The sequence below is a fragment of the Rufibacter sp. JT20002 genome (assembly GCF_056491185.1).
The window spans coordinates 1,978,519-1,991,332 of the sequence record NZ_JBSZJY010000001.1 but is presented as its reverse complement, the minus strand read 5'-3'; the positions used below and the strand labels follow the sequence as shown (position 1 = coordinate 1,991,332).

Annotated in this window: 12 protein-coding genes; 3 read left to right on the top strand and 9 right to left on the bottom strand. The window is 51.8% G+C overall.

Going from position 1 to position 12,814, the window contains the following annotated elements:
- Positions 1 to 54: 54 nt before the first annotated feature.
- Complete coding sequence (locus ACW9SV_RS07915; RefSeq protein ID WP_479556196.1) at positions 55 to 1,203, bottom strand: hypothetical protein; 1,149 nt, start codon at positions 1,201 to 1,203, stop codon at positions 55 to 57.
- A complete protein-coding gene (locus ACW9SV_RS07910; RefSeq protein ID WP_479556195.1) occupies positions 1,187 to 1,672 on the bottom strand; it encodes a hypothetical protein in 486 nt (161 codons plus the stop codon). The genes ACW9SV_RS07915 and ACW9SV_RS07910 overlap by 17 nt, the downstream gene beginning before the upstream one ends.
- Before the next feature lie 101 nt (positions 1,673 to 1,773).
- On the opposite strand from ACW9SV_RS07910, the gene ACW9SV_RS07905 reads away from it, so the two are divergent.
- From ACW9SV_RS07905 to ACW9SV_RS07895, 3 genes are all read left to right on the top strand, one after another.
- Complete coding sequence (locus tag ACW9SV_RS07905) at positions 1,774 to 2,334, top strand: YciI family protein (protein ID WP_479556194.1); 561 nt, start codon at positions 1,774 to 1,776, stop codon at positions 2,332 to 2,334.
- A gap of 430 nt (positions 2,335 to 2,764) precedes the next feature.
- Complete coding sequence (locus ACW9SV_RS07900; RefSeq protein WP_479556193.1) at positions 2,765 to 4,924, top strand: IPT/TIG domain-containing protein; 2,160 nt, start codon at positions 2,765 to 2,767, stop codon at positions 4,922 to 4,924.
- 172 nt (positions 4,925 to 5,096) lie between these two features.
- Positions 5,097 to 6,464 carry a deoxyguanosinetriphosphate triphosphohydrolase gene (locus ACW9SV_RS07895; protein WP_479556192.1) on the top strand — a complete coding sequence of 456 codons (1,368 nt, stop codon included), beginning with the start codon at positions 5,097 to 5,099 and terminating at the stop codon, positions 6,462 to 6,464.
- A 115-nt stretch (positions 6,465 to 6,579) separates the two neighbouring features.
- On the opposite strand, the gene ACW9SV_RS07890 is transcribed toward ACW9SV_RS07895, so the two are convergent.
- From ACW9SV_RS07890 to ACW9SV_RS07860, 7 genes are all read right to left on the bottom strand, one after another.
- Entirely contained in the window at positions 6,580 to 8,490 is a 1,911-nt protein-coding gene (locus ACW9SV_RS07890; protein WP_479556191.1) for a TlpA family protein disulfide reductase, read from the bottom strand.
- A 211-nt stretch (positions 8,491 to 8,701) separates the two neighbouring features.
- Positions 8,702 to 9,532, bottom strand: a complete 831-nt coding sequence (gene purU, locus ACW9SV_RS07885; RefSeq protein ID WP_479556190.1) for a formyltetrahydrofolate deformylase — start codon at positions 9,530 to 9,532, stop codon at positions 8,702 to 8,704.
- 102 nt (positions 9,533 to 9,634) lie between these two features.
- Positions 9,635 to 10,309: a DUF2939 domain-containing protein gene (locus ACW9SV_RS07880; RefSeq protein WP_479556189.1), complete on the bottom strand. Its 675-nt coding sequence runs from the start codon at positions 10,307 to 10,309 to the stop codon at positions 9,635 to 9,637.
- Positions 10,310 to 10,530: 221 nt separating this feature from the next.
- Positions 10,531 to 11,319, bottom strand: coding sequence for a ZIP family metal transporter (locus ACW9SV_RS07875; RefSeq protein WP_479556188.1), 789 nt, complete (start codon positions 11,317 to 11,319; stop codon positions 10,531 to 10,533).
- 3 nt (positions 11,320 to 11,322) lie between these two features.
- The gene (locus ACW9SV_RS07870; protein WP_479556187.1) at positions 11,323 to 12,060 is read right to left on the bottom strand and encodes an SAM-dependent methyltransferase; all 738 of its coding nucleotides are present in this window, start codon (positions 12,058 to 12,060) and stop codon (positions 11,323 to 11,325) included.
- Positions 12,061 to 12,125: 65 nt separating this feature from the next.
- The gene (locus ACW9SV_RS07865) at positions 12,126 to 12,410 is read right to left on the bottom strand and encodes a heavy metal-binding domain-containing protein (protein ID WP_479556186.1); all 285 of its coding nucleotides are present in this window, start codon (positions 12,408 to 12,410) and stop codon (positions 12,126 to 12,128) included.
- 81 nt (positions 12,411 to 12,491) lie between these two features.
- A complete protein-coding gene (locus ACW9SV_RS07860; RefSeq protein WP_479556185.1) occupies positions 12,492 to 12,803 on the bottom strand; it encodes a hypothetical protein in 312 nt (103 codons plus the stop codon).
- Between the last annotated feature and the right edge of the window lie 11 nt (positions 12,804 to 12,814).

The following is a 12,814-nucleotide window of genomic DNA, read 5'->3' as shown; positions in this document are numbered from 1 at the left end:
AAGGGCCAGCTCCTTGCCGACACCTAAACAAAGCGGTTTGGGTCTATTCCAAAGTTACGAAATGGAGGCTTTATTCTGCGTTTCCGGGCTAGTCAATCTCCAACAAAGCTGCGTGACCAGTTTTACTCCCGGGAAGTACAGCAACCCAGCCAGGTAATAGTTTTTATCCAGCAGCCGTTTCCGGTACGCCTCAAACCCATGGTAGACATCCTCTTGCCCATCTTCGTATTCCCGGACGTAAGTAGCCCTTTGTTTCTGGCCCGAAAACTCAAAACTAACGGGAAAACAGTAGTGCGCTCTGTACTGCCGGAACACTAATGTATAAGGAAAGAAAAGGCACAAAATAGTCAGGCAGGCTACTACAAAGTAAATCAGGAAGGCGAATTGGTTGATCAGGTGAAAACAGATCAGCAGAGCTCCCATCCAAGGCCTGAGCGGTGGGTGCCAGGCTGCTGCCACGGCCGAGGTCAAAAAATATACCACCAGCACAAACCCTATTTGCCAAACCCAAGGATAATCTGTGAACAAGTGCGCCAAAGCAAGCGGCTGATCATAGTCTCTGAAACTTACCAGCGCATTATACAAAGCGGCCTCAGGCTTGAGCCAGTGCACAGCTTCTGAGATTGAAAGGAGCTTTTTGCCCAAGGCGGCAATCTTCCAGAGCCCCGAAAGGGTGTAGACAAACAGCAACCCAAAGTACAACCAGTTGATGCTTTTGTATTGAATCTCATCCGGATGGTTTACTCCTGGCTTTTCTACCATTACAAAAATTAGGAACAGATGCGCCAGCAGAAACAAATGGTTTACGTGCGGTAAATAGCCGTAGCTCCACAAGACCAGGTTAATCCACAGCAGAGCGGCTACCAATACCACCTGCGGGATTAGGAGCCGTTTATAGAAAACCTTGCCTACATTAGCCAGAGCGGCAATGCCGAGGACCAGCCAGAAAACCTCTTTCCTGGGGAACGCTGGCGCCACTACCCGGCCCACCATATTCAAAGGCTCAAATAACTCGGCAGGGCGGTCAAGGTACAGGTCAAACTTCTGCCAGGCCCAGTACAGCCAGACAAAGGTGAGGAGGCGCAGAAACAGCTCGGCGTAGAAAAAGTCGGCACTGGCCCGCAGGTATTGGTTAAAGCACCCATGCTCGCTTACCTGAGGCCACCCCGAAACTCTGCTGTTTTCCTTATCTGAAATAAACAACGGTATCGGCTTTAAACTTTTCCGGGTGGAGCAGCAATTCTTTCACGTGGGCGCTTTCCCGCACAATGCGGTATTCCTGCGCCTGCGGGTGCAGGTACTTTACCAGCGTATGCAACCGCTCACGGCTACCGCTGGTATTGGAACTGTCCTGCAAGATGCGATTGACCCAATAGTCCAGGGTATAGACATAGTCATCCTGGTCAAAGGAACGGATGGGGCGCACGGCCTGGCGTTGGAACGTAGTTTCTCCCGGGTAGCGCGTGTACACCCGATAGGTGCTGTACTGGCCATCACTGCCGCGGGGCTGGGTAAACAGTTTCCAGTTGGCAAACGGGTACAGCTCTCCCCATCCCTTTATCAATGTAAAGGAAGAGCACAAAGACCCCAGCACACTTATTGCTACAAGTATGCGCAGACCCAGCAACCGCCTGGAAGAGGAAACCATACGCCAGAACTGTAATTTACCCATCTATATTAGAGAAAACTTTCTTATATTCCCAATACACAATATAAGCGGCACGCATCGGCTGGTAAGCTAAAAAACAAGCCGAGCAGGGAGTAGAAGCGGGTTTGTCATTTAACCGGCCACAAACCTCATATCAGTCAGAAATTTTTAGCGCACAGATTCTCACACCTTCCTTTTTATGCAATCTAAGCACCTTTTACTCTTATCCGGGCTTTTATCTAGGAGCCGTCACCACCCACGCCCAAACCAAGCCTATTGGCAAAGAACCTGTCAAGCAGACTGCCAAAGCCCCTGTAAAGCAACTTGAGAAACCCACGGCCCAGGAACCTGCAAAGCCAGTCCACAAAGAACCTGCCGAGGGCGAAATGAAGCTCTACTGCATGGCTTTGCTGAAGAAAGGCCCTAACCGCAACCATGACTCCCTTACCTCTATCAAAATCCAGGACGCGCACATGGCTCACATAAACAAATTGGCCGCCGAGGGCAAGCTTACCTTAGCCGGACCTTTCATGGATGACGGCGAGCTACGCGGCATCTTTATTTTCAACGTGCCCACCATGGAAGAAGCCAAAGCCTTAACCGAAGCAGACCCCGCGGTGAAAGCCGGCCGGCTCATCATGGAGCTTCACCCGTGGTTTGCCCAAAAAGGGACTAAACTGAAGTAAGCTGGCCTTTGGAGCCGTTTTAGAAAAAAGATACCCAAAACAGAAAATAAATTTTTGCGCCTGCACAATATACCCGTTACTCCTTCCGTTTTAGAGGCGAAATAGTTGTTGTGTAACGTACCAGAAGGATCCGGCTGACTTAGCTAGGTCCTTTTGTGTTTTCAGGCCTTTCTTGCCATTTATAGGCAAATCCACAATATCTGCCGGCGTAGCCCGTTTCAATGTAGAAGTAGTTTCTGTTTAGCTTTTTGAGGCATTTATCTTTTACAGGTAAGTGCCTCAATTTTTTTAGCTCAAAATTTACGGACACCAACCGTATCGGCTACATTATCCGTACTTATATTGCAGTGGGCGCGCCAACCAAGCACTAGCAAAAACTGGCGAGCCCTTTTATTTACTCCAATTCAGCAGTACCTATTCACCGTCACCTATGATGCAAAGGTTTACTCGTTTTTTCTCTTCCGTCTCCAAGAACCTTTTTCCCGTTTTCCTTCTGGTTTTCGGATTCTTATCTGCCACCTCGGCCCTCGCCCAGGATGTCTGCCTCTTGATTCCTTTGTCTCTGGAGGAACGCGTCCAAGCCTCTCAGGTGGTGGTAGAAGGTAAAGTGATAAGCCAGCGCTCTTTCTGGGACGAAAAGCACCAGAACATCTACACCGCCAACCAGGTAGAGGTGTATAAAGTGTTCAAAGGCGAACCCACCGCCTCTACCGTGGAAATCATCACCGAAGGCGGTAGAGTAGGCCTGGACGTGCACGTGTACTCTTCCACGTTACAGCTAAAGAAACAGCAACAGGGAATTTTCTTTTTACAAGCTTCCAAAGCCGCGGCAGCTCAGCGGCGCTATACGGTTTTTGGCAGCTTACAAGGGTTTATCAGGTATCAGTTAACGGAGGGAACCGCCAAAGATGCATTTGCCCGCTACTCTTCCATCCCGCTGGAGCTATATGGCTCCTTGTCACGCCTATCGGGCAGCTCGCTGCGCACGGTGAAGGCCAACACAGAACTGGATGTAGCTTTGAAACCGAAACCTGCCACCTCCAACCAACGCCGCGCTATCCCGCTTATCGCCAGCTTCAGCCCGCTTACGCTTAGGGCTGGTACCGGCGACGTACTGACCATCACCGGCACTAACTTCGGGGCTACCCGCGGCAATGGTTACGTGGAATTCAGGAACGCTGATGATGGCGGAAAAACGTTCGTACAGCCTTTGGCCACCGACTACCTGAGTTGGTCCGATACCCAGATCAGGGTGAAAGTACCTTCGTACGGCATTGATGGGGGCACAGCAGGAACCGGTGATTTCAGGGTGGTCAACAATGATCCTAATACGGCCACCTCTGCCGCTCCGCTGACAATTATTTTCGCCCACTCCAACGTAAGCTACGAAGACGAGGACCGTGACATAGCAGAACAGACTTTCCAGCCCCGGCTTATAAACCAAAACGATCTGGGGGGGTACACCTTCCGATTCTCGGCGAACTTTGAATCTAACACCGCGGCCCTGTACGCCTTTAAGCGTTCCATGAACGAGTGGTCTTGCAGCACGTTCGTTAACTGGATTACCGCCTCTAATGACCCCGTGGCTACCACCGCCGATGATAATATCAACTCGGTGCGGTTTGCCAATACGGGTGAGCTGCCTGCTAACGTCTTGGGCAGAACCATTAGCCGGTACCGTGGTTGTATCTCCGGCACGGTAGTCAACTTTTGGGTAGACGAGATAGACATGGAGTACTCTCCTCGTAATGACTGGCAGTACGGCCCTGACGGCTCTACAAACCAACAGTTTGATTTCCCGGCGGTGCTGGTGCATGAGTTGGGGCACGGGCATCAGTTAAGTCACTTGATCTTGCCCAGAGCGATTATGCACTACGCCGTGGCCAGAGGCGCTTCTTCCAGAACCTTGAACCCCATCAGTGACATTGCCGGCGGAAATTACGTGATGGCCCGCAGCACCACTACTTTTCCATGCAACATTGAGCCCATGGTTGCGAAGCCCGCCAATGCCTGCGCCATTCCGGTGGAGTTAATTGAACTGGAGGGCAGGCTGACGGCAGAAAACCAAGTGTTGCTGCAGTGGACCACCGAGCAGGAAAACGGCATAACGGCCTTCGCCATTGAAAGAAGCCCCGATGGGGAAAACTACACCACCATTGGCACAGTACAAGCCAATGGCAATACAACCACCCCCAGGTCTTACGAGTTTGTGGACCCTAACCCGTTCTCCCAACTTAACTATTACCGGCTGCGCCTGATCAGGACAAACCAAACAGAGGAGTATTCTGACGTGGTGCAAGTGGCAGGCCCTGGCTTTGTGCGCCAACTGGCACCTAACCCCGGTGGCAACCAGACGTCTTTGTTTTTCAATGTGGCCCAGGAAGAGCGGGTACAACTGTCTATCTATGACGTGACCGGCCGACTCTACCGCACCTTTGGGATTGTGGTCACGCCCGAGTCTAACCGGTACGATCTCACCTTGTTCCCTGAAAACGAAGACGAGCAGACCGCCGTGGTGCGGGGGCTCTTACTCATCAGGTGGTCCACGGCCCGGGAGAGCGGCACCTTGCGGTACCTGAAACTGGACTAACCTAATTCCTATAAATTGAAACCAGCGGGGCTACGAGAAGAATCTGTCTTTTCGTAGCCCCGCTGGTTTAGTGCCCTTTTTCATAAATCGGCCCTAAAAACAGGGTTCTTTTAGCTACTGTCTGTTTGCATAGCACCTTGGGTAGCTGTAGTTTCGGGCTTTGAGTTTTGCTATGCCACAGATGACCTGGGAGCGCCTGATCTCCAAAAAACGTTTCGATGCCCAAACCCTGGAGCACGCCACTGATGAATCGGTGCGCGGGGAGTTCCAGCGCGACTACGACCGCCTGGTCTTTTCCACCCCGTTCCGCCGTTTGCAGAACAAGACGCAGGTAATGCCCATGCCCGAGAGTGATTTCGTGCACAACCGGCTTACGCACAGCCTGGAGACTTCCTGCGTGGGCCGCTCCTTAGGCCGCATGGTGGGCAAAGTGCTGCTGGAACGTCACCCGACTATTCTGGAAGCGCATCCGGGCATGCTAGAATCTGATTTCGGGGACATGGTGGCGGCGGCTTGCTTAACCCATGACATTGGCAATCCTCCTTTCGGGCACTCGGGCGAAGACGCTATTTCCGCTTTCTTCAGGAGCCCGGAAGCCGCGGGTTACCTGGCTGACTTATCCCCGGCCCAGGTTTCTGACCTGCAGAATTTTGAAGGCAACGCCGCCGGTTTCCGGATCATCACCCACACCCACCCAGGCCAAAGTACCGGTTCTTGCGGCATGCGCCTTACCTACAGTACGCTAGCCACTTTCACCAAATACCCGCGCCCCTCAGATGCAGTGGTGAAAGGCACCAAGAAAGCCAGCGAAAAGAAATACGGCTTCTTTCAGGCTGAACAGGCTCATTTCAGGAAAATAGCCCAGGAACTAGGCCTATTGCCCGCCGGAGAGCACGCCTTTCACCGGCACCCTATGGCCTTTCTGGTGGAGGCCGCTGATGACATCTGTTACCGCATCATTGACTTTGAAGACGGCTGCCGCTTAGGATTAATCCCTTTTGAGCAAGCCAGGGAGTTACTGCATCCTTTGTTGAACGAGCGCCCGGGTAAGGTTCACAGCACCACGTTCCATGACTGGCGGGAGCAGTTGGGGGTTTGGCGGGCCGTGATCATCAATAATCTTATCTATGAATGCGCCAGCATCTTCCTGGAGCACGAAGAAGCCATTCTAAACGGCACCTTTGACCAGTCGTTGATTAACCTGGTACTACAGAAAGCCGCCTTGGACGAGATCAAGAAGATTTCCATTGACCAGATTTACCGCCACCGCCCTGTTTTAGAGATTGAAGCCGCCGGTTTTGAGGTACTGGGCGGTTTGCTGGAAGCTTTCCTGAAAGCGGTTTTTGATCCATCGGCGGGCCGTCACCGCAAGTACCTGGACTTAGTACCCGATCAGTTTTTAGGCCCACAGCGCCAAATATCCGGAGACAATTACGAGAAGATTCTTAACATCACCGACTTCATCTCAGGCCTCACGGACAGCAGCGCCATCAGCCTCTTCCGGAAGATCAAAGGGATTGAGCTGCCTAGGATGTACTAGCCAAAGTGACCTGGACTGGATATTAAGCTTAAATTTTAGAAAATCGTTAGAAGAACGGAAGGCTACTGTTGAGAGCAGTGGCCTTCCGTTCTTCTAACGATTTTCACAAAATGGCTTAATTCATACTGGTCAACCCCTCGCCGCGTAGCAGGTCAATCATCATGGTGATTTCCTGCACGGTTTTGTCACTGCTGCCAGAAAAGCCTTCGCTCTTGAAACGGATGTTTCCGTTACCATCCAGGATGAACTTGGTAGGGATGCCACTCACTTTGTAGGCGTCAATCATCTTGTTTTCCTCATCCATTAGCACCTGGAAGGTGTAGTTCTTTTTAGTCAGGAAATCGGCGGCGTTTTTCTTTTTGTCGTTGCCGTTCTCCCAGGAGTTCACGAACACAAATGCTACTTTGTCATTGTCTTTGAACTTGGTCACCGCCTGTTGCATGCCGGGGAAGGAAGCGACACAAGGACCGCACCAGGTAGCCCAGAAATCTACTACCACAGTTTTCCCTTTCAGGGAAGCCAAGGAAACAGCGTTGCCGTTGAGGTCGCGGAGGTCAAAGGTGGGAGCTTTCTCCAGGATCATCTTCCTTTTCAGGTCAGCTCTGAGCTTTTCTATGGCCGGAGCCTCTACTTTGGCCAGGTACGCCTCGAATCCAGTCCCTCCGGGGTGCGTTTGGTTGTAGAGTTCTTGCAGATACCCTTTGATTTTAGAGGTGCTGTTGCCACTGGAAACCATCTCTTCTAAGGCTTTCTGGGCTTTGGCTTTGTCTGAGACAGAAGTAAGTACCTCGGCGTAACGCTCATTTATCTCAGGGCTTTTCCCGCGGGTATAGGCATATCCCTCCGCCAGATACTTCTCAGCATTGGTTTTATCGCCTGCTTTGAGCAAGATGGCACCATAGGTATCAGCTACCTGACCCAACATGTATTCGCGGCTTCTTTTCCAGTCGGTTTCGGTGAGAAGGTCTTCTCTCGGCTCGGAGGGATGGGTGAGCTCTTTTCGGGCTAGTTCATAGGCTTTCTGGGCCAGCTGTTTGGCTTTTGTGAGGTCTTCGCCTTTCTCATAGAGCCGCCAGGCGACAGAATTGTACACCGATGAAGAGGCAACCTTAGGATAACTATCCAGCAAAGCCTCAAACTCCTGCCAATTGCCATTGGTGCCGTAATCTATGGCAACATTGCCCAGAATACTGCTGATGCGTTCATGCGCAGGATACTCTTTGGCAAAGGCCAGCGCCAACTCTTTGCGTTTGGCCGGGTCTTCTGAATTGTAATACTCAAACATGCGCTGGTTCTGCACAAATTCCCCATTTGGTTCTTTGGCGCGGGCCTGTTGGGCAAAAGCTTCTCCTTTTTCCTTCTGGTCTAAGCGGCTGTAGTAGTTGGAAAGGAACCCCAGTTCTTTTTCGGTAAGGTTAGGCTCCTGGGCCAGGGCATCCAGCTCTGCCAGCGTTTTCTGCTTGCCTTCTTCTCCTTTATAAGCCACACTGGTGGCAAAAACTCTAGTTTGGGCCATGTCGCGCTTTTTGGAAGGATAGAGCGTGGCTTCCTGGTTTAACAACTCCAGAGCTTTGGGTCCATCACGGTCAATTCCTACCATTCCGCCCCACTCTACCAGGGCAGAAGCCAAGCCGTAGTGGGCACCTGGCACCGGCTGTTTTCGGGCATCGTAGAAATAGAAGGAGTATCCCTTTCCATTGTTCCGGTCATACGTGTCCTCTTCCCTGAAAAGCACCAAGGCACCATCTGTCTCTTGGGAAGGCTTGAAGCGCCCTTCCCAACCGCTTTTGGTTTTGGTGAGCGGTATCTCCTGTACTTTGGGCTTGTTCCCGTCATACGCATACACCAGCGCTGTTACGATGGCTGCTTTTTCCAGAATGGTGCCCGCCGGATGATAGGTAAATCGTACTTCCTGCCCTACTTTGGGTTGCGCAGGCTTTAAGGTGAGGGAACCAGTGGGGGTTTGCGCTTGCGCCAATGTGAGGCTCCATACCCCCAATAGCAGCAGTAGTAGATTTCTTTTCATACCTATCCTAAGTTAAACTTTGGGGAGACTCTTCTTTTATAGAGAGGAAGGTCTTAGGTAAATATAAAGAAATATCTGTACTAAACCGAGCCATATCACTTGTTTAACAAACTATTAACTTTCTGAAATTCAAGCTAAAACAGCAGGGTGTAAGCAGCCAGACTCCTATTAATAATTGGCTTCCTGAGCAAGGCCAACGAGTGAGTTTGCCTTAGAAGATGATGGTTTTGTTATTGCTTACAAACACCTTCTCCGCAAAGACCAGCTTCAACGCCTGCGCCAAGACAATCTTCTCCACATCCCGGCCAGATTGGGCCATATCCCGGGCATCTTGGGCATGGTTCACCTGAATGACGTTCTGCGCAATGATGGGGCCTTCGTCTAAATCACTGTTCACAAAGTGGGCCGTGGCGCCAATGATCTTCACGCCGCGTTCGTAGGCCTGCCGGTACGGATTGGCTCCTATGAAAGCGGGAAGGAAAGAGTGATGGATGTTGATGATGCGGTTAGGGAACTGGGCCACAAACCCGGGGCTCAGCACCCGCATGTACTTGGCCAGCACCACATACTCGGGAGCATAATGGGCTATAACCTCGCTTATCTCCTGGTCATGCTCTTCACGGGTCTTGTGTTCATGCGAGACATGATGAAACGGCACTCCAAACCTGGACACCAACGACTGTAACTCGGCATAGTTGCCAATCACGGCTTGGATGTTGGCGTTGAGATCGCCGTACTCATGGCGCAGCAACAGATCACCCAGGCAATGGTGTTCTTTAGTCACCAGTAGCACAATGTTTTTCTTGCGTTCGGGCACCAGCCTGATGTTGGCTTCCGGGGGCAACTCGGCCCTCAGTTCCTGCACCAAGGCTTCCGGATGTACCGCGCCAGCCAGCTCCGCCCGCATAAAGAAGTGGTTCTGCTGCCGATCCACAAATTCATCGTTGCTGGTGATGTTGAGATTATTGCGGAAAACAATCTGGGTGATGGTGAAGATGAGCCCTTTGCGGTCTGGGCAATCAATGAGCAGGAAATTAACCATAGAGGTGACATAAGAAGGGCCTTGCTTTGAGGCTGTTTAGGGTAAAACAGCCTCAAAGAGAGCAGGACTGATTTCAGGAGAAAAGGGTGTTGAGTTTTAACCTTACATGCGCAGCTTTAATTGCGGCAAGTTCTTGAGGTTTTTGAAGGTCTCCAATAGGCCTAACTGTTTCATGACCGTTCCCGCATTGGGCAATCCTACAACCTGCCAATACCCATCTCTGTCGCGCATCTGCACTTCCACAATCACAGGGTTGGGGTGGGAGGGCACCCGCAAGTCTAAGCCCACTACTGCCAGCGAATCGGTGCGGTTCACGTAGGAGATCCCTTCCAGGCGGCTGTTGGTTAAGGGGTTTTCCTGAAGTAGTTTCTGCACCGGAAGCACTGCCTGCAATTGCGCCCATTCTTCCTCGGTTACCTGCGCGGGCTTGCCGGTTTGGGTTCTGCGGTGCGCCACATACTCTTCAATCCCTCCGCGAAGGCTTTGCAAGACTTCCTGCTTTTTAGAAGCCATGGCCATTCCTAGCGCCATTGCGGCCAAGGCCTGCTCTTTCTGAGGCAGCTCGGCCATACCAGCTTGCACCGCCTGGTCCAGAAAACTGGCCGTGGTGCGGTCCACATCCACGTACTTCTCAAGCGCCACCAAGTCTCGGTTATCTACCGCTTTTTTGATTTGGTATAAGGAAAATTCTGGTCCCTGGGCATAGCGTTTGTACAGCCAGAAACCAACGGCGCCCACCAGTACCAGCACGGAGAGCAGAACCATAATTCTTTTCATAGGAATGTCGTCTATCTGTGTAGAACTCCTTCTAACGTAAAACCCTCGCCTCGGCTACCTTTCTGTTGCCCGAATAGAAAATTTTCCTTTTTCCTGCTGCCGGACACCATGAAGATAGCCTTTCTACCCAAAGCACAAAAGAAAACCGCTCCCCTGTTTAGGACCAGATTTTCTGAAATCTGGCCCTAAACAGGGGAGCGGCAAATAGCCTGAAATGTTTTCTACAGCATGCCCGCCCCAATAGCAATCAAGGCCCCGGCAATGGTGGCCAGGAGTTTACCGCGGTTGAACCGGTGCTCGGGGCTGGTTTCAAACAGGATAGTGGTGGAGATATGCAGGAAGTTGCCCACCACCAACCCAGACAGGATGGTGTAGGTCTCGCTGGAAAGCAGCTTTTCCAGGGCCACGTAGTTGCTGAATAGTAACCCCAACGGCGAGGCGGCGGCAAACAGCAACAAATACCCAAACGCTTTCTTGAAGCTATGCAGCTGCGTCACCAGCACCGACATCAGGGCGATGGCGGCCGGAATGTGGTGCAGCGCAATACCGGCCAGAATATGGTAGAAGTTGTCACCTACATGGGCATGGGCGTGCAGGTGCTCGTGTGCTTGTTGCGCAGCCATCCGGCTCTGCACCATTACGCTGCCCTCCAGAAACGAATGGATGATGAGCGACGTCAGCAAAAGCACCGGCACTGAGCCGCCGTGATGATGATGGTGTCCATCCCCTACGGGGTGGGCGTGAATGTGCCCGTGCTCAACCCCATGCGAGAACACCTCCAGCACCAACTGCAGAAAGAAGCCCGCCAGAATGTAGAACCCCACTCGGTGCGGGTCCTGGGTGCTGAGCAGGACATCGGGCAGGATATGCAGGATGGTGAGCGCGAACAGATAGGCCCCGCTGAACGCCAACAGCAGTTTAAGCCAGCGCTGGTTGTCTTGGGGGAGAAAGCGCACGAGCCAACCGGCGCCTAAAACGGTAAAGAATAGAACGGAGACCGCTACTATCATGGATTATTTCTTCAGGATGAAAATCATACGTTCGCTCTTCTCCGGGTCATAGGGCCCCAAGTGGTAATCCCCAAAAACATCGGCTTGCCGAAGCTGCGCCATCCGGAAGTACTCCTGAAACTCCTGGTACTGGAGCGCCCGCACTCTTTCTAAAAACTCATAGGGTTGGCCTTTGTCTTCAAACTTAATTGTCTTCAGAATAAAGCCCGCCTCTACTTTACGCGTGATGTGAAAGGTAATGCCGCCTACCTCTTTTATTTCTCTGGATACCAGCCGGTTGATTACCCTAGGCGTGTTCATGAAGTCAATGATGAACTTACCCCCGGTTTTAAGGGAAGCCGTGCTGGCCCGCAACGCCACTACGTTCTCGTAATCGGCTTTGAAGTACCCAAAGCTGGTAAACAGGTTGAAAACAAAGTCAAACGCCTCGGGCCGGAACACATCGCGCATGTCATGCACGTAGAAATGCAGCGTCTCGTTTTCAAACTGTTTGGCATAGGCGATGCTCTGCTCAGACAGATCTAACCCCGTCACATTATAGCCTTTCTGGTTCAGGTAGACAGAATGCCTTCCCTTTCCACAGGCCAAATCCATGAGCTGACAGGTAGGTTTGGGCCGGAGATGATTCAAGAGGTTGTCCAGGAACCGCTGGGCTTCCTGGGCATCGCGGTTCTTGTACAGGAGATGGTAATACGGAGAATCAAACCAGGTATGAAACCAATCTGCCGGATGTTGTATCATGCGGGTGCGGGAAAAGGTAAGCAGGCTACACGTTTGCCCCAGCGGTGTTCTGCAGGGCTTTGGCCTTACTGAATGGCAGCAGAGTCAGCCGTTGCTGTAAAGGCAGGGTTCTTCTGCAGGTCCATGCCGCATACGGGGCATTTACCGGGCTGCATGCTGGCACTGCCTTCGCACTCCATTGGGCAGATGTACGCCATTTGCTGGCTCTGTACAGCGGTGGTATCAGTAGCGGTTTCCGTTTGCGGGGTACCAGCAGTAGCCGGCTGCTCTGTAGTAGAAGAACTATTGCAGGAAGATACAGAGACAAGGGAACCCAACAGGAGCGCCCAGGCAAAGAAAGTCTTTCTCATGGAAATTAGAAGGTACGCCGAAGCCCGTTTTTGGTCTGTTTATAGCAAAACAAACCAAAAACGGGCTTCAGACAGGGTAAATTATTGGTGGTTGTCTCCGGCTTCGTTGTTTTCTACCGCGTTTTTGTCAACACTTTTCTGACCAGGCAGCGTGCCTTTCTGACTACCCGGCTTGGTTTGGTTTTCGTGCTCATCGTGGTTGATCAACACGTCTTCACGGGTTTCCTCTTCACCGCGGGCATTGTCAATGTTTGAGGTGTTGTTCCGCATTCCTGGAGGCACTGAGTCATCAGTAACTTTTACTTCAGGGCGCAGGTCAGAAGGCTGGCTGCTGCAGGAGGCTAGCAAAAGCGCACCGGCCAGAGCGAAAACGGAAAGAGTATTTTTTATCATTTTTAGGAAAA